Source organism: Leisingera sp. NJS201, assembly GCF_004535885.1.
Taxonomy (GTDB): domain Bacteria; phylum Pseudomonadota; class Alphaproteobacteria; order Rhodobacterales; family Rhodobacteraceae; genus Leisingera.
The window spans coordinates 4,109,827-4,125,661 of record NZ_CP038234.1 but is presented as its reverse complement, the minus strand read 5'-3'; the positions used below and the strand labels follow the sequence as shown (position 1 = coordinate 4,125,661).

Below are 15,835 nucleotides of genomic sequence, written 5' to 3'. Positions count from 1 at the left end.
TAATCCGCGCTCCTGCCGTGTTTTAATCTCAAGGCCGGTCAAGACGCCGTGCCGCAAGAACATTGATAATAGGAAGGACATAGGATGCTCAACTCACTGTTTCGTGGCGTTTCTGTTGCAGCGCTGGTTTTTGCGGGTCAAGCCGCGCTGTCGGCAGACTGGGTGCTGGACGGCGCAAGCTCCAAGCTCGCCTTTGGCTCAGTTAAAAAAGACACAGTGGGCGAGGTGCACAGCTTTGAAGAGCTGACCGGCAGCGTAAGCAATGACGGCACTGTCACTGTGGCAATTTCGCTGCCATCGGTGGAGACCTTTATTGATATCCGCAATGAACGGATGATTGAACATGTGTTCAATGGCGAGGCTCTGGCGACGCTGACGGCCAAGGTCGACATCGCCGCGCTGGAGGCGCTGCCAGCAGGCGGTACAATGGTTTCGGATGTGGAAGGCAAGCTGAGCCTGCTGGGGCGCGATATTCCTGTGGAAACGGAAATGTTTGTGGCCCGCCTGTCAGACCGGAAGGTCATGGTCACCACCAATGATCTGCTGTTTCTGGGTGTCGAGGACGCGGGTCTGACCAAAGGCGTTGATATCCTGCAAGAGCTTGCGAAACTCTCCGGCATTACCCGCACCGTCCCGGTTACCGCCCGGTTTGTGTTTGAAGCTGGAAGCGACACCGCCCAGGCGTCCCCTGCAGCACAGGAGACTGAGGTGGCGCTGTCAGGCGATCCGGCCAAAGGCAAGAAAGTATTCCGCAAGTGCCAGGCCTGCCACAGCTTTGAAGAAGGTAAAAACGGCACCGGCCCCAGCCTGCACGGTATCATCGATGCTGGCTCCGCCGCCGCCGATGGCTTTAAATACTCAGGCGCCTTTCAGGATGCCAACCTGACCTGGAGCGAGGCACAGCTAGCGGCCTTTCTTTCAGATCCCAAGAGTGTGGTGCCCGGCAACCGCATGGGATTCAAAGGTTTAAAGAAAGATGACGATATCCAGAACGTTATTGCCTACATCCGTCAGGAAAGCTGAAGCGTCAGAACCGGGGATGGCCGTTCAGGCCATCCACCAGCGCTCGGCAATGCGGCCATCGTCAAGCGGTGTGCGCTGACCTACTTTCCGCGGAATGCCGACATTGTGCCGGGCGGCCAAAGCCATATTGCTGGAAGATGGATGATACAGGAATTCCCCGCGCTTCAGCAGTCCGCGCGGTTCCGGCAATGCCGCGACATCAACGTACCCGTCCCGCAGCGCTTCGGCACGGACTGCGGCATCAGGAATCACAATAATCTCTACCGTTTCTACCCAGCCCGCGATGCCGGATTTGTAGTGTTTTGCAACTCGGGACGCGCGGAAATGGCGGCCTTCCCGGGCTCGTTCCACCTTGTAGCACCCCGTGCCAATCGCAGCGGACAGCGGTGCCGGCAGTTCACCAGCGGGTGCAATCATCAGATCGGCACCAGCCAAAAGGTAGGGCAAATGCGGATTGGGCTGCGACAATTCCACCAGCAATTGCAGGTTGCCCAACGCAGTGACCGCGCGCACTTCAGCCCCGCTAATGCCCTGCACCAAAAGCGACGCGGCTGCATCCTCTGCTGTGAGCAGTGAGCCGTCATGAAAATCCACGCCCGCACGCAAATCAAAGGTCCAGGTTTTGGCGTCCGGCGTCGAATGCCAGCCTGCAGCCAATTCCCCGCGCAGCAAACCATCAGGGGCAATTTCTGTCAGCGTGTCATAGACCGCGTAACGTGCGGCTTGTTCCAAAAGCCCGCCGTCGCGGGGAACCGCAAGACGCAGCGCGCCACCGGCTTTGGGCGATGCATTTACGGCCCCGCCAGCCGCCGCCAGCAGGGCTGCGGCAGCACCCGAGGTGAACAGCGCGCGGCGGTCAATGCGCGTCATGGCACAAGCTCTCCTGCAATCCGGTCCATCGCCCGAACCAGCTCAGCGCTGATTCCCGGCTCCGACAAAGCATGGCCGGCATTGCGCACCATCTTCAACTCCGCATTTGGCCACAGCTCATTCAGGCGCCAAGCCGAAGACGGCGGGCAGATCATATCATAACGCCCCTGCACGATAACGCCGGGGATATGAGAGATCCGGTCCATATTGGCGAGGATCTGGCCGTCGTAATCGAGGAAACCGCTATTGATGAAATAGTGATTCTCCAACCGGGCAAAGGCACGTGCATAATCGCCGGGGCTTTCGCCGCTCTGGCCGTTGGAATGCACCGACGCCAACGCGTTTTCCCAGGCTGACCAGGCCCGGCCATAACGCACTTCTTCATCCAGATCGCCGGAAAACAGCCGCTTGTGATAGGCGGCGATCATGTCGCTGCGCTCTGCATCGGGGATCAGCGAAACGAATTTGGCCCAGGTTTCGGGCCAGAACTTGCCGGCACCGCCGCCATAGAACCAATCCAGCTCAGCATTGGTCATCAGGAACACACCGCGCAGGATAATCTGCTGGACCCGGCCGGGGTGGGTCTGGGCGTAAATCAACGCCAGTGTCGCTCCCCAGCTGCCGCCGAACAGGATCCAGGACTCAATGCCCAGCTGGCGGCGGATCAGCTCCATATCGGCAACCAGATGCCAGGTGGTGTTGCTCTCGCATGACGCATAGGGGCGCGAGCGGCCGCAGCCGCGTTGATCGAACAGGATGATTCGATACACATGCGGATCGAAATACCGCCGCATCGCCGGGCTGCTGCCGCCGCCGGGGCCGCCATGGCACACAATCACGGGAATGCCATTGGGATTGCCGCTTTGTTCTGCATATATATTGTGGCCCTGGCCTGCGTCGATCATGCGCTGGTCAAAAGGCTCGACCGGCGGATAAAGATAATGCACAGCGCGCTTTTGGTCCGGGTATCTATCCATTACTGACCTTAGTGAAACGTCAGACTACAAAAGAGCACACGGAGACAGGAATGCAAGCGCCTCAATCCACGGTCGACCCTGCGGAAATTGCTAAATTCGAAGCGATGGCGGCGGAGTGGTGGGATCCGAACGGCAAGTTCAAGCCTTTACACATGCTGAACCCGTGCCGGTTGGACTATATTACCCGTCAGATCGCCGGGGAATTTGGCCGCGACCTGACGTCACAGTGCCCTTTCAAAGGGCTGCGGCTGCTGGATATCGGCTGCGGCGGCGGACTGCTGAGCGAGCCGATGGCGCGGTTGGGTGCAACAGTTGTGGGCGCCGATGCGGCAGAAGGCAACCTGCCGGTTGCCCGCATTCATGCCGAACAATCGGACTTGGAGATCGACTACCGCCACACCACCGCCGAGGCACTGGCTGCTGCCGGTGAACAATTCGACGTCGTGCTGAACATGGAAGTGGTCGAGCATGTGGCCGATCCGCTGAGCTACCTTACTGCTACCCGTACACTGCTGAAGCCCGGCGGTCTGGAAATATGCTCAACCATCAACCGCAACCCAAAGAGCTTTGCAATGGCGATTGTCGGAGCTGAGGTGATCATGCGCTGGCTGCCGCGCGGCACTCATGAGTGGTCCAAGTTCGTAACCCCGGATGAACTCTACGAACTGCTGCGCAATGCCGGTCTGAAGCCTGTTGACCGGAAGGGGTTCGTGTTCAACCCGATCACCTGGAACTGGTCGATATCCGAACGGGATCTGTCGGTAAACTATGTGACCGCCAGCAAAAAACCTGGCTAAGAGTGCCCTCGCCGACCAGTTTTTTCTGCCGCCTATCCTAAAGGATAGGTCGTAATCCTTTTGCACTCTTTGGCCACCGCGTCCCGCTTGCTATCTTTAACAAGCGGGGTTGGAGTATTTTTTTCAAGCCGCGATTGGGCGCAAGCTAAGAACCAAGTATCTGCTTGCCATTGTGACTGGGGGGTCTGCCCAATGGTTAAACGATCGCCGTTCACGGCATGATGGGGACTGATGGGGAAGAGGGGCGCCTGCTTGCAGGCGTCCCTTTTTAACCCGAGCAGGTGACTGTTTGGGTCCGGCCCCTCAGCCGCTCTCTTCCAGTTTGCCGCGCAGCTCGCGCAGAATGGGCAAGGTCGCCCGGACCCGATCGCTGCCCAATTCCCCCACAACTTCTGAAATCACCGGAATGATCCCGGCCAATGCCGCATCCCGGGCCTGTTTGCCGGCCGGGCTGATCGCCACCATCTTGCGCCGCGCATCGTCCCAATCCGGGCGGACATGGATGTATCCGGCAACTTCCAGCTTGCCCAGCGTGTTGGTCATAGCGCCGCGGGTTACGTGAAACGCCTTGGCCAGCTGCGCGGGCGAGCGTTCCAGTCCAGCCCGGGCCAGGTGGTTCAGCACCGAGAAATGCGACAGCTCCATCCCTTTGGGCAGCACTTTGCTGAGACGTGACCGGGCCAGCTGGTCAGCCATCAGAATCTCGCTGAACAGCGATACCGCCAGGGAATGTGTCTCATCCATCAGGGTCCGTCAAACTCCCGGTCGTGGGTCAGGGAAGGCACGCGTTTGCGCGCTTCTGCCACTGATTCGAGGTCGAGATCAACGTAAGTCACGCCCGGTTCCTGACCGGCATCGGCCAACACCTCGCCCCAGGGGGATACGGCCAGAGAATGGCCAAAGGTTTTGCGGCTGGGCCCGCGGGAGGCCGGGTGTTTGCCAGTCTGCGCAGGCGCCAGCACAAAGCAGCCGGTTTCAATTGCACGGGCGCGCAGCAGCGAATGCCAGTGTGCGGCGCCGGTGACATAAGAAAACGCCGCCGGCGCAGTGATGATCTGCGCCCCGCCTTTGGCCAGCGCCCGGTGCAAATGCGGAAAGCGCACGTCATAACAGATGGTCATGCCGATATTGGCAAATGGCGTCTCCGCCACAACCGCCTGGGTGCCCGGGCGGTAGCCGTCGGACTCGCGGTAGGTTTCCTCGGGTGTGACCTCGACATCGAACATGTGGATCTTGTCGTAGCGCGCCTTGATTTCACCCTGCGGGCTGATCAGGAACTGCCGGTTGGCAAAGCGCCCGTCATTGTCGTGGGTCTTGATGCCCAGCGACCCCAGCAGCAGCCAGATGCCATGTTTTGCCGCCTCGTCACGCAGGGCGGCCAGCGTCGGGTCATCCTCTTCGTGACACAGGACACCGGTCTGATGGGTCCGGCTGCCGGAGAGGCAATTGGTAACTTCGGGCGTCAGCACAAAGCCCGCCCGCCGCGCACAGCCTCTGCCATCATCGCCTTCACGGTCTCCAGGTTTTCAGCCGGGATGTCGGTGGATGTCATCTGAAGCAGAGCTGTGCGCATTTTATCTCTCCGGGTTCAGGCTGCCAGCAGCGGGTCCAGTTTGCCCGCCTGTTCCAGCGCAAAAAGATCGTCACAGCCGCCGACATGGGTTTCGCCGATAAAGATCTGCGGTACCGTGCGGCCGCCATTGGCGCGCTGGATCATCTCTGCCTTGCGGTCCGGCTGCGCCAGCACGTTGATTTCCGAAAAGGTAACACCCTTCTGATTCAGCAGACGCTTGGCGGCGTGGCAATATCCGCACAGAGGCGAGGTGTAGATTTCAACGGTTTTCATTCAGGACCCCATAGTCTGGTTTCGAAGGTTGTGGAGGAATTGGGGATTCAATGCAACAATTGCCAGAGGCCGGCGGGCAGCCTCACGCTTGCGTGACCCGGGCCAGCACCGCCACCCGTACCTCCGCCGCACCGGCCTGCAGGCAGGCATCAGTGCAAGCGCTGAGAGTGGCGCCGGAGGTCATCACGTCATCCACGATCAGAACCGTGCGCCCTTTGATCCGCCCCTCCCGGCCCGGGTGGGGTGCAATTGCTGCACCCAAATGCTGAAATCGCTGGTCGCGTGTCTTGCCTTCCAGTGCAGGGGTCCGCCGGAACCTGCGCAGCAGATCCGGGCAATGCTCCAGGCCAATCCGGGCCGCCACTGCTTCAGCAAGCAAAGCGGATTGATTATACTTTCGCTTCAGCAGCCGGGTCCAATGCAGCGGCACCGGGCATATCAGGGGATTCTCCGCCAGCATCGGCTGCACGGCCCGCTCCAGCCATCCAGCGGCCATATGTGCAATTTCCGTCCGGTCCCCGTGCTTCAAAGCCAGAATCAGCTTGCGGCCCCGCCCCTCATACAGCAGCGCAGATCGCCCTTGGCTCCAAGGCCGCGGATGGCGCAGGCAGCTGTCGCATTCCAGCCGAAAGCCGTCCGCCTCCCCCGGCAGCGGAGCGCCGCAGCCCTCGCAGACCGTGCCGCTGATAAAATGCATATCGGCCCAGCAAGAACCGCACAGGCCAAAGTCGCTGCCAACCAGACCCCCGCAGCCCATGCATTGCGGCGGATAGATCAGCGAAACAGCGGTTTGAATCCTGGTCAGCAGCATCTAAATAGCCCTCATGACACAAGCACCAGCACAGCTATTCGACCGCCGCACCCTGGCAGCCCGCCGCGCACGCCGGCGCGCGGATGCGTTGTTCCTGCACCAAATGGCGCGGGATGAGGCCGAGGATCGCCTGAGCCTGGTTAACAGAACCTTTACCACGCCCGCTATTGTCTGCCCCTTTCCGGAGGTCTGGGAAGGGTTTCAGCCGGACGCGAAGATTGTGGCCGACACGGATGTCCTGGCTCTGGAACAAGGCGCGCATGATGTGGTGATCCATGCCATGTGCCTGCATTGGGCCAACGATCCGGTTGGCCAGCTGATCCAATGCCGACGTGCCCTGAAGGAAGACGGGCTGCTGCTGGTCATCCTGCTGGGCGGCCAAACCCTGCACGAACTGCGCGCCGCCATAGCAGAAGCCGAAACCGTTGTGATGGGCGGACTGTCCCCCCGCGTTGCCCCGATGGGAGAGATCCGGGATCTGGGCGGTTTGCTGCAGCGGGCCGGTTTTGCCCTGCCGGTAGCGGACCTGGTACCGCTGACTGCCGAATACCGTGATCTGACCCACCTGATCCACGATCTGCGCGGTATGGGAGAGACCAACGCCCTCGCCCAGCGCCTGAAGCACCCGGCTCCGCGAACCCTGTTCCAGCTGGCCGACCACATCTACCGCGAGCATTTCGCAACTGCTGACGGCCGGCTGCCAGCGACATTTGAGCTGGTCTGCCTTACCGGCTGGTCGCCGTCGGACAGCCAGCAAAAACCCTTGCGCCCCGGCTCTGCCCGGATGCGCCTGGCCGATGCGTTGAAAGTGCCGGAATCCAAGCTCAAGCCCTGATAAATTTCCGTTATGGCTGGGCCAATGCGATCCAATTGGCCTTCTGCGCGCAAAGACAGTAACTTCCCGCCGACAACTGAATTCCAAGCCCCACAGGACCTGCCCATGCTGGACGCCGCCCGGACCGTCAAATGCCCTGCCCACGCCCCTGCCGATCACCCAAAGATCCCAGCAGAGAAAGTCGGCATCCTGCTGGCCAACCTCGGCACGCCGGATGATTATTCGTACTGGCCGATGCGCCGCTACTTGAACGAATTCCTGTCTGACAAGCGGGTGATCGACTATCCATCGTGGAAGTGGCAGCCGCTCTTGCAGTTGATCATCCTGACCAAACGTCCGTTCTCTTCGGGCACCGCTTACAAATCGATCTGGAACCACGACAAGGGTGAAAGCCCTTTGATGACCATAACCAAGGACCAGACAACCAAGATGGCGACTGCGATGAAGGCACGCTATGGCGATCAGGTGATGGTCGATTTCTGCATGCGCTATGGCAATCCCTCGACCAAATCCAAGGTGCGGGAAATGGTTGCGGCCGGCTGCCGGAAAATCCTGTTTGTGCCGCTGTATCCGCAATACGCCGGCGCTACCTCCGGCACTGCCAACGACCAGTTCTTCCGCGCCCTGATGGATGAGCCCTGGCAGCCCGCCGCCCGCACGATCGAACCCTATTTTGACCAGCCCGCCTATATCGACGCTTTGGCGCGATCGGTGGAAGAGGCCTATGCCAAAGCTGAAAAGCGCCCGGATATCCTGGTGGTCTCCTATCATGGCATGCCGAAACGCTACTTAATGCAAGGCGATCCCTATCACTGCCAGTGCCAGAAAACGACGCGGCTGCTGAAGGAGCGGCTGGGCTGGGACGACACCCGGATCACAACCACTTTCCAATCTGTGTTTGGACCCGAGGAATGGCTGAAACCTTACACGGTGGATCACGTCGCAACGCTTGCCAAGGAAGGCAAAAAGAACATCGCGGTGATCGCGCCGGCCTTCTCGGCCGACTGCATCGAGACGCTGGAAGAGATCAACGAAGAGATCCGCGAGAGTTTTGAGCACGCGGGCGGCGAGGACTTCCTTTATATCCCTTGCCTCAACGATGATGACGATCACGTTGCGGCACTGGCCGGTGTGATTGAGCAGAATCTGCAAGGCTGGCTGGACTAAAGCGCTCTCCCGGTTCAAATAGGATCCAAAATTGGATCGCCGGGCAGACCGGCAGACCGGGGAGAGTTTTGGATGACGCTTGCGCATTGGGCAGCAGCCCTGAAACAGCATTGGGGCATCCAGGCGGAATTGAGCCGCCTGGATGGAGAATATGACCTGAACTTTCTGGCCAAAGGTGCCGAGAACCAGGGCTATATCCTCAAGGCGATGCGCCCCGGCTGCGAAACCTGGCTGGTCGACATGCAGGTAAAGGCGTTTGAGCATATCGCCGCGCGCCAGCCGGATCTGCCCTGCCCGCGGGTGATCGCCGCTGCGGATGGCCGATCGCTGCTGACACTCCCGGATGAAAAAGGGCAAAACCGGCTGGTCTGGCTGCTGAACCAGCTACCCGGGCGGTGCTATGCCAAGGCAGAACCCAAAAGCGATGCGCTGATCCATGAGATTGGTCAGGTTCTCGGCGGCTCGGCCAAGGCGCTGGCCGATTTCCGGCACGATGGGCTGGAGCGTGATTTCAAATGGGACCTGATGCGCGCGGGCTGGATCAAGGATCAGCTGTTCTGCATCACCGCTCCGGCACGCCGTGCAATCATTGAAGGGATTTCCGCGGATTTCGCAAAGTTAGAGCCTGTTTTAGCGAAGCTTCCCAAGCAGGCCGTCCACAATGACGCCAATGACTACAACATCATGGTGGCGGGAGAACTGGGTGAAACCCGCAGGGTGTCAGGCCTCATCGACCTGGGCGACATGTGCGCCGCACCGCGGATCTGCGACCTGGCAATTGCTGCGGCCTATATCGTGCTGGACCACCCAGCGCCGGAGGCAGCAATGGCAGCACTGGTTGCAGGGTATCACGAGGCTTATCCTTTGACGCCTGCCGAGGTAGACATGGTCTGGCCGCTGCTGCGCGCGCGGCTGGCGGTGAGTGTTGTCAATTCCACCATGATGGCAGCGGACAATCCGGATGATTCCTATGTGACCATCTCGCAAGCTCCGGCCTGGCGATTTCTGGAGGGAAACACACTGCAGGACGGGTTGCTGACTGCCCGGCTGCGCGCGGCGTGCGGCCTGCCGGTCGTTGATGGTGCAGACCGTGTGATGGCCTGGCTGGAGCAGGAACACGGCAAATTCGCCCCGCTGATGGGCCAGGACCTGGCAGATGCACCGATGGGATCGCTGTCGGTGGAACACTCCACCTGGCCGCAGAACCCATTCCACATGCCGCTGGAAGAAGCGGCCAGAGTTGGCGAGGAGTTCGAGGACCAGGGCCGCATCTGGCTTGGCTATTATCATGAGCCACGGCTGATCTATACAGAGCCCGCTTTCCGCAAAGGCCCTTGGAAAGCCAGCGGCCGCCGCACTGTGCATTTGGCGGTGGATGCCTTTGCCGGCGCTGGCACGCCGGTATTTGCGCCCATGCGTGGTGAAGTCTTTGCGGCAGAGTACCGGGACGGGCATCTGGACTACGGCGGGGTGATCATCCTGCGCCATGAAACGCCTATGGGCGATCCGTTCTTCACTCTCTACGGCCATTTGGACCCGGAATTCCTGGGCCGCCTGAAACCGGGTGATATGGTGGAAAAGGGCGAGGAATTCTGCCGCCTGGGTGACCCTGGCCAGAACGGCGGCTGGGCACCGCATGTGCATTTCCAGCTGGCCCTGACCACCAAAGGAATCGAGGCCGGCTGGCCCGGCGCAGGCGACCCGGATGAGATGTACCTGTGGCGCGCAATCTGCCCCAACCCCGCGGCCCTGCTCAACCTGCCGGATGAAAAAGTCCGCTATCACCCAACCGACAAAGGTGAGGTTCTGGCCCGACGCCGCACCCATTTTGGCGGCAACCTCAGCCTCACCTACAATGACCCGGTGATGCTGGTGCGCGGCTGGAAGCACCACTTGTTTGACGAATGGGGGCGGCCCTATCTGGACGCTTACAACAACGTGCCACATGTGGGCCACGCCCATCCGCGCATCCAGGCGGTGGCAGCGGATCAGCTGAAGCGGATGAATTCGAACACCCGCTATCTGCATCCGGCACAAACCGCCTTTGCAGACAAGGTGCTGTCCAAGCTGCCAGATCCTTTTGAGGTCTGTTTTTTCGTAAACTCGGGCACCGAAGCCAATGAGCTGGCCCTGCGCCTGGCCCGCGCCCACACCAGGGCAAAGGGCATGGTGACGCCCGATCACGGCTATCACGGCAACACAACAGGCGCGATCGACATCTCCGCTTACAAGTTCAACAAGCCCGGCGGTGCAGGCCATGCGGACTGGGTGGAGTTGGTCGAAGTTGCAGACGACTACCGCGGTTCCTTCCGCCGAGATGATCCAAAGCGCGCGCAAAAGTTCGCGGACCTGGTCGATCCGGCAATCAAGAACCTGCAAGGCAAGGGCCACGGCATCGCCGGCTTCATCGCTGAAACCTTTCCCTCTGTTGGCGGTCAGATTGTCCCGCCGCAGGGATATCTGCCTGCAGTTTACGAAAAGATCCGTGCGGCAGGAGGTGTCTGCATCGCCGACGAAGTGCAAACCGGCCTGGGCCGCCTTGGCAAATACTACTTCGGCTTCGAACACCAGGGCGCAGTTCCCGACATCGTGGTGATGGGCAAACCTATCGGCAACGGCCACCCGCTGGGCGTGCTTGTCACGACCAAGGCGATTGCAAAAAGCTTTGACAACGGGATCGAGTTTTTCTCGACCTTCGGCGGGTCTACCCTGTCTTGCCGGACCGGCAAGGAGGTGCTGGATATCGTTGACGATGAAGGCCTGCAGGACAACGCCCGGGTGATAGGCGCCCGGCTGATCGAAGGGCTGCAGGGATTGGAGCAGAAATACGCCTGCGTTGGCGATGTGCGTGGAATGGGGCTGTTCCTGGGATTGGAACTGATCACCCCGGATGGCTCGGAGGCCACCGGAATTTGCTCCTACGTCAAAAACAGGATGCGTGATCACCGGATCCTGATCGGCAGCGAAGGTCCCAAGGACAACATTCTGAAGATCCGACCGCCGCTGACCATAGGTGCAGAAGACGCAGACATGATCATCTATGTCTTGGATAGTATCCTGCGCGAAGTGGAGGCGGCCTGACAGCCCCTCCTGACCCGCAGATCAGGCAACAAAAAAGGCGGTGGAAACCCACCGCCTTTTCTGTAACCGTGTACCGAAACTTAGTTCGATGCAACAGCTGCGCCGACCAGAACCAGCAGCAGCAGCGGCAGCAGAATGCCGCTGGAAGAACCCTGAGCTTCTTCCACGATGACCGGCGGTTCTACAACCGGCTCGGACAGGTTGCCAGCAGTGGCAGTCGAAGCAGCAGCAGTCAGCGCAGCAGCGATAACGAGTTTTTTCATGTTAACCTCCAGAATTCGCACGGATCATACAACTGAACCACGCACCCAAGACTTATCTCGTATTTTTTTCTAACCAGCAAAACCGCGGGATTGCAATTGCTTGTTATAGTTAACAGCTTAGCGCCCCGCCACGTGTCGTCAAATAAGCAACACCTGGGTGCCGACTTTGGTCAAGCTGAACAAATCGGCGATATGTTCATTGTAAAGCCCGATGCAGCCATTCGATGATTTGCGGCCTATTTTCCGCGTATCATGGGTTCCATGGATGCGGTAATACTTCCAGCTAAGATACAGCGCGTGGGTGCCAAGCGGGTTATCCGGCCCCGGCGGAATGAACGCAGGCCATTCCGGGTTGCGCTTGCGCATATTCGGGGTTGGAGCCCAGCCTGGGCCGTCAACTTTGCGAACAATCTTGGTCCGGCCGCGGCGGGTCAGATCGTCGGACAGCGGCACAGAAGACGGGAACAGTTTGTAAACGCTTTCATCCTGGGACCAATAATGCAGAGCCCGGCTGTCGATATCGACCAGAATCGCCCCGTTCCGCAGGGTATCAAAGTATGGTCTCCAGGATTTGGCCCGGAATGCGGAGATGTTGCGCTGGACAGCCGGTTCCGGCTCTGGCGGCGGACGCAACGGGTCAAAGGCCTGCTGCGCCTCGTCGCCGGTCTCTTGCGCAAAGGATGGCGAGGAGATCAAAGCAGCGCTGCCGGCAAGAAAATGCCGCCTGCTGAAGGTATCAAAGGGGTTTTGGGGCATCACTCTTTCCAACTTGCGCAATCAGGATCAATGGCTGCGCCATTTTATGACCGGAAAGCCGCAGTCGCAAATCAATCCGACCGGCAGGTCTGCATATTTCTGCCGGTCCATTTGCACCTCTGCAACAGGAAGGATAAGTGCATCAGCAACCGACGGAGCGAGAGAGCAATATGAAACGTGTTTTTCTGCTGATAGCTGCTGCCTTTGTAACTTTGGCGGCAGCATGCACGCCCGCAACAGAATCCGGCAGCACCTACCGTATTAGAAACGCAGACAAAGTGCAGATCCGGATGCTTGATTCAGTCAATGCGCTGCGTCAGGCGGCTGGTGCACAAACCGTACAGCTGAATGCCGAGCTGACTGCGGCCGCAGCGACCCATTCCCGGGACATGTCAGTGCAAAACCGGCCCTGGCATTTCGGATCCGACGGCTCCTCGCCGCTGGACCGGGTGTCGCGTGCAGGTTACACCGGCTCGCTTTTGGGGGAGAACATCTCTGAAACCTACGAGAATGAGCAGCAAACCCTGTCTGCGTGGCTGGAACGCCCAGCCACACGCGCAGTGATTCTCGACCCAAAAGCCACGAATATGGGGTTCTCCTGGTTCCAGGAGCCGAACGGCAAAATCTGGTGGACGATGGTTATGGGCAGCTGAGCCGCAACGCTGTGCTTATGCACGGCGCCGGCGCAACTGCAGACGCGGCGGCCCTGGCAGATGTTCAGGGCCGCAAAGCGATGGCCGTGCCGTCCTGCACCATGGCATAGATCTCTTCGATTTCTTCATTTGACACCGCGATACAACCGGCGGTCCAGTCGTCAACCCGGGCTGCGCGTTTGCGCTCCTTGCCGTTGTTCGGCTCTCCATGGATAAAAATCTCACCGCCCGGGCGCTTGCCTTGAGCATGCGCATTTGCCCGGTCCTGCCCGTTTGGATAAGAGATCCCAACCGACAGATGATAGCGGCTGTTGGGATTGCGCCGGTCAATCACATACGTGCCCTCAGGTGTCTTTCCGTCACCCTCAAACGCCTTGTGCCCCAATGGTGCGAACCCCAGATCAACCTCATACTCGCGCAGGATATCTTCGTTGTGCATCAGGTAAAGCTTACGCGCACCCTTGTTGATCACGATCGAAGTCACTTGCGGTCCGTCATATGAGTGAAACCGGCTCACTGCGCTGCCGGAGGTGCTGCAACCAGCCAGCGCAAGGCTCGCGGCCGCACCGAAACCAAATGCCCGTCTGTCCATTCTCAATGCCTGTATTTCTTTTTTTGCCTCTATTCAGCCTTTACCGCGAATTGCCTGTTAAGGAAATTCACAATTTCCTGTCCGGGTCCAATTGGCTGCTTAGCCTCTGTTCAATCGCCTCCAGGCGGCTCAGCACTTCGTCCCTATAGGCATCGGTGCGTTCCACCTCTTCTTCGCCATGGGCATCCTGCATGGAGTTCACGATCAGACCGACCAGAAGGTTCACCACGGCAAAGGTCGTCACCATGATGAACGGCACAAAGAACGCCCAGGCGTGCGGATGCACTTCCATCACCGGCCGCACGATCCCCATCGACCAGCTTTCCAGCGTCATGATCTGGAACAGCGAATAGGCGCTGCGGCCCAGATCTCCGAACCATTCCGGGAAGTCCTGGCCGAACAGCTTGGTCGCGATCACGGACCCGATGTAGAAGATAATCGCCATCAGCAGGAAAACCGAGCCCATCCCCGGCAGCGCGGTGATGAACCCCTCGACCACCCGGCGCAGGCGCGGTGCAACTGAAATGACCCGCAGCACCCGTAGGATACGCAGCGCCCGCAGCACTGACAGCCCTTGTGTCCCCGGCGCCAGTGCAATGCCGACGATCACGAAATCGAACACATTCCAGCCGCTCAGGAAAAACCGCAACCTGCGCACAAAGAGTTTGGCCAGTATCTCCACCACAAAAATGGACAAGCAAATGTTGTCGATCAGGTGAATCAGACCGCCAATCCTGGCCATGACAGATGGGGCAGTCTCCAATCCCAGGGTGACTGCATTGACCAGGATGACAGCGGTAATAAACCGGCCGAACCGGTCACTGTCCAGAATGGCTGCCAGGCGGCGGGTCGGGGTGGACGCTTGGGTATCAGTCATCTCAGTCTTTCATAGTAAATCGCGCAACCAGCTCGGTATGGGCGGACCAGCGGAACTGATCAACAACCTGCACCCAGTCAAGGCTGTAACCCGCCGTAACCAGAACCTTGGCATCGCGGGCAAAGCTCACCGGATTGCAGGAGACATAGGCAATCACAGGTGTTCGGGCTTTGGCCAGCTGCGCAGTCTGTGTCTCAGCGCCTGCGCGCGGCGGATCAATCACAGCAGCTTCAAAAGCTGCACCAAACGGGTTCAAATCCTCGGGCAGCAACGGATTGCGGAACAGGTCGCGGACCTCGGTGGTGACTTTCTTCAGCCCTGCCGCCCGGCGCCAGCCTGCATCCAACGCTTCCAGCATTGAATGTTCGCCCTCCACCGCATGTACTTCGGCCGTCTGCGCCAAAGGCAGGGAAAAGGTGCCGCAGCCTGCAAACAAATCGACGATCCGCTTGGCTCCGCCTGTTATTTCCTGAACCGCCGCCAGCAACGCCGCCTCACCATCCCGGGTGGCTTGCAGGAAAGCCCCCGGCGGCGGGCAAACGCGCGCCGCGCCAAAGGGTTGCACTGGCGGCTGTTCCATCGCAACCGGTTCATCGTCCCAGGTCAACCGGGCAATCCGGTTCTGGTCTGCCAGCTGCGCCAGTTTGATCCGCAATGGCCCGTCCAGCGGCTTGCCGTTCCTGACCAGTATGTCCAATCCAGCGTCTGAGGTGGTAACCGTCACCGCCAACGGTGTCTTCCGGCTTGCCCCGGCCATCGCCAGCGCCTCTGCAACGGGAATGGCAGCCTTTAAGGCGGGTTCCACCAGCTGGCAGTCGGGAATTTCAGTGATCACATCCGACGCCTGACCATGAAACCCGGCCATCGCACCCTTTTTGGTACGCCGTACTGCCAGCGTCGCACGGCGGCGGGCGCCGGGCGGCGAAGTGTGGATCCGGCGAAACTCTGTCTCCAGCCCTTGTGCCGTCAACGCGGTGCGTACGACGTCCGTTTTCCACTCAGCCACAAATCCGTCACTGGCGTGCTGCAGCTGGCAACCGCCGCAGGATTTGTAGTGGCGGCAGATTGGCTGCACCCGGTGCTCCGACGGGGTCTCGATCCGGATACTGGTCAGGCGGCTGTTCTCTGCGAAACCTGAAACGGTTTCTCCCGGCAGTGTGCGCGGGGCAAACAAGGGTCCATCGGCCACGCCATCGCCTTGATGGCCTAGCCGGCTGATCGTTGCTGTAGTTCTGGCTGCGTCAGTCATGGCCGCTCATTACAGCGGCAAGCCGGTCAGCAAAAGCA

Annotated in this window: 16 protein-coding genes and 1 pseudogene; 6 read left to right on the top strand and 11 right to left on the bottom strand. The window is 59.8% G+C overall.

Features of this window, described 5'->3' with window-relative positions; all coding sequences use genetic code 11:
- Window positions 1-84 precede the first annotated feature (84 nt).
- A complete protein-coding gene (locus tag ETW23_RS20420) occupies window positions 85-1,023 on the top strand; it encodes a c-type cytochrome (RefSeq protein WP_129372619.1) in 939 nt (312 codons plus the stop codon).
- A gap of 24 nt (window positions 1,024-1,047) precedes the next feature.
- On the opposite strand, the gene ETW23_RS20415 is transcribed toward ETW23_RS20420, so the two are convergent.
- Together ETW23_RS20415 and pip are read right to left on the bottom strand one after the other, a co-directional pair.
- Window positions 1,048-1,893 (bottom strand): ABC transporter substrate-binding protein, encoded by an 846-nt coding sequence (locus tag ETW23_RS20415; protein WP_134831091.1) that lies wholly within the window; start codon window positions 1,891-1,893, stop codon window positions 1,048-1,050.
- The gene (pip, locus tag ETW23_RS20410; protein ID WP_134831090.1) at window positions 1,890-2,870 is read right to left on the bottom strand and encodes a prolyl aminopeptidase; all 981 of its coding nucleotides are present in this window, start codon (window positions 2,868-2,870) and stop codon (window positions 1,890-1,892) included. Before pip ends, ETW23_RS20415 begins: the two co-directional genes overlap by 4 nt.
- A 50-nt stretch (window positions 2,871-2,920) precedes the next feature.
- On the opposite strand from pip, the gene ubiG reads away from it, so the two are divergent.
- On the top strand, window positions 2,921-3,667 hold the full coding sequence (gene ubiG, locus ETW23_RS20405; RefSeq protein WP_134831089.1) for a bifunctional 2-polyprenyl-6-hydroxyphenol methylase/3-demethylubiquinol 3-O-methyltransferase UbiG: 747 nt from the start codon (window positions 2,921-2,923) through the stop codon (window positions 3,665-3,667).
- Between the two features lie 303 nt (window positions 3,668-3,970).
- On the opposite strand, the gene ETW23_RS20400 is transcribed toward ubiG, so the two are convergent.
- The 4 genes and pseudogenes from ETW23_RS20400 to ETW23_RS20385 form a co-directional block, all read right to left on the bottom strand.
- Window positions 3,971-4,411 carry a MarR family winged helix-turn-helix transcriptional regulator gene (locus ETW23_RS20400; RefSeq protein ID WP_129372623.1) on the bottom strand — a complete coding sequence of 147 codons (441 nt, stop codon included), beginning with the start codon at window positions 4,409-4,411 and terminating at the stop codon, window positions 3,971-3,973.
- Window positions 4,411-5,240, bottom strand: a pseudogene (locus tag ETW23_RS20395) (carbon-nitrogen hydrolase family protein). The gene ETW23_RS20400 and the pseudogene ETW23_RS20395 overlap by 1 nt, the downstream one beginning before the upstream one ends.
- A 15-nt stretch (window positions 5,241-5,255) precedes the next feature.
- The gene (gene grxC, locus ETW23_RS20390) at window positions 5,256-5,513 is read right to left on the bottom strand and encodes a glutaredoxin 3 (protein ID WP_129372625.1); all 258 of its coding nucleotides are present in this window, start codon (window positions 5,511-5,513) and stop codon (window positions 5,256-5,258) included.
- A gap of 82 nt (window positions 5,514-5,595) precedes the next feature.
- Window positions 5,596-6,324, bottom strand: coding sequence for a ComF family protein (locus ETW23_RS20385; RefSeq protein ID WP_134831088.1), 729 nt, complete (start codon window positions 6,322-6,324; stop codon window positions 5,596-5,598).
- A gap of 13 nt (window positions 6,325-6,337) precedes the next feature.
- Between ETW23_RS20385 and ETW23_RS20380 the strand changes: the two genes are divergently transcribed.
- The 3 genes from ETW23_RS20380 (at window position 6,338) to ETW23_RS20370 (ending at window position 11,407) form a co-directional block, all read left to right on the top strand.
- Complete coding sequence (locus ETW23_RS20380; protein WP_134831087.1) at window positions 6,338-7,159, top strand: methyltransferase domain-containing protein; 822 nt, start codon at window positions 6,338-6,340, stop codon at window positions 7,157-7,159.
- 105 nt (window positions 7,160-7,264) lie between these two features.
- Window positions 7,265-8,326: a ferrochelatase gene (gene hemH / locus ETW23_RS20375; RefSeq protein ID WP_134831086.1), complete on the top strand. Its 1,062-nt coding sequence runs from the start codon at window positions 7,265-7,267 to the stop codon at window positions 8,324-8,326.
- A gap of 72 nt (window positions 8,327-8,398) precedes the next feature.
- Window positions 8,399-11,407: an aminotransferase class III-fold pyridoxal phosphate-dependent enzyme gene (locus ETW23_RS20370; protein WP_134831085.1), complete on the top strand. Its 3,009-nt coding sequence runs from the start codon at window positions 8,399-8,401 to the stop codon at window positions 11,405-11,407.
- A gap of 80 nt (window positions 11,408-11,487) precedes the next feature.
- On the opposite strand, the gene ETW23_RS20365 is transcribed toward ETW23_RS20370, so the two are convergent.
- Window positions 11,488-11,670 carry a hypothetical protein gene (locus ETW23_RS20365; protein WP_024092111.1) on the bottom strand — a complete coding sequence of 61 codons (183 nt, stop codon included), beginning with the start codon at window positions 11,668-11,670 and terminating at the stop codon, window positions 11,488-11,490.
- A gap of 138 nt (window positions 11,671-11,808) precedes the next feature.
- Entirely contained in the window at window positions 11,809-12,426 is a 618-nt protein-coding gene (locus tag ETW23_RS20360; RefSeq protein WP_129372630.1) for a L,D-transpeptidase, read from the bottom strand.
- Window positions 12,427-12,596: 170 nt separating this feature from the next.
- Here ETW23_RS20360 and ETW23_RS20355 point away from each other — a divergent pair, with 170 nt between their 5' ends.
- Entirely contained in the window at window positions 12,597-13,079 is a 483-nt protein-coding gene (locus tag ETW23_RS20355) for a CAP domain-containing protein (protein ID WP_129372631.1), read from the top strand.
- Between the two features lie 64 nt (window positions 13,080-13,143).
- Here ETW23_RS20355 and ETW23_RS20350 read toward each other — a convergent pair whose 3' ends face one another.
- The 3 genes from ETW23_RS20350 to ETW23_RS20340 form a co-directional block, all read right to left on the bottom strand.
- Window positions 13,144-13,671, bottom strand: a complete 528-nt coding sequence (locus ETW23_RS20350) for a murein L,D-transpeptidase family protein (protein WP_129372632.1) — start codon at window positions 13,669-13,671, stop codon at window positions 13,144-13,146.
- A gap of 67 nt (window positions 13,672-13,738) precedes the next feature.
- Window positions 13,739-14,548, bottom strand: coding sequence for an ion transporter (locus tag ETW23_RS20345; RefSeq protein ID WP_134831084.1), 810 nt, complete (start codon window positions 14,546-14,548; stop codon window positions 13,739-13,741).
- A 1-nt stretch (window position 14,549) separates the two neighbouring features.
- Window positions 14,550-15,797 (bottom strand): class I SAM-dependent RNA methyltransferase, encoded by a 1,248-nt coding sequence (locus tag ETW23_RS20340; protein ID WP_134831083.1) that lies wholly within the window; start codon window positions 15,795-15,797, stop codon window positions 14,550-14,552.
- Window positions 15,798-15,835: the final 38 nt, after the last annotated feature.

Coding starts and splice junctions, on each gene's coding strand:
- ETW23_RS20420 (WP_129372619.1), top strand. CDS start 85: ATGCTCAACTCACTGTTTCGTGGCGTTTCTGTTGCAGCGCTGGTTTTT.
- ETW23_RS20415 (WP_134831091.1), bottom strand. CDS start 1,893: ATGACGCGCATTGACCGCCGCGCGCTGTTCACCTCGGGTGCTGCCGCA.
- pip (WP_134831090.1), bottom strand. CDS start 2,870: ATGGATAGATACCCGGACCAAAAGCGCGCTGTGCATTATCTTTATCCG.
- ubiG (WP_134831089.1), top strand. CDS start 2,921: ATGCAAGCGCCTCAATCCACGGTCGACCCTGCGGAAATTGCTAAATTC.
- ETW23_RS20400 (WP_129372623.1), bottom strand. CDS start 4,411: ATGGATGAGACACATTCCCTGGCGGTATCGCTGTTCAGCGAGATTCTG.
- grxC (WP_129372625.1), bottom strand. CDS start 5,513: ATGAAAACCGTTGAAATCTACACCTCGCCTCTGTGCGGATATTGCCAC.
- ETW23_RS20385 (WP_134831088.1), bottom strand. CDS start 6,324: ATGCTGCTGACCAGGATTCAAACCGCTGTTTCGCTGATCTATCCGCCG.
- ETW23_RS20380 (WP_134831087.1), top strand. CDS start 6,338: ATGACACAAGCACCAGCACAGCTATTCGACCGCCGCACCCTGGCAGCC.
- hemH (WP_134831086.1), top strand. CDS start 7,265: ATGCTGGACGCCGCCCGGACCGTCAAATGCCCTGCCCACGCCCCTGCC.
- ETW23_RS20370 (WP_134831085.1), top strand. CDS start 8,399: ATGACGCTTGCGCATTGGGCAGCAGCCCTGAAACAGCATTGGGGCATC.
- ETW23_RS20365 (WP_024092111.1), bottom strand. CDS start 11,670: ATGAAAAAACTCGTTATCGCTGCTGCGCTGACTGCTGCTGCTTCGACT.
- ETW23_RS20360 (WP_129372630.1), bottom strand. CDS start 12,426: ATGCCCCAAAACCCCTTTGATACCTTCAGCAGGCGGCATTTTCTTGCC.
- ETW23_RS20355 (WP_129372631.1), top strand. CDS start 12,597: ATGAAACGTGTTTTTCTGCTGATAGCTGCTGCCTTTGTAACTTTGGCG.
- ETW23_RS20350 (WP_129372632.1), bottom strand. CDS start 13,671: ATGGACAGACGGGCATTTGGTTTCGGTGCGGCCGCGAGCCTTGCGCTG.
- ETW23_RS20345 (WP_134831084.1), bottom strand. CDS start 14,548: ATGACTGATACCCAAGCGTCCACCCCGACCCGCCGCCTGGCAGCCATT.
- ETW23_RS20340 (WP_134831083.1), bottom strand. CDS start 15,797: ATGACTGACGCAGCCAGAACTACAGCAACGATCAGCCGGCTAGGCCAT.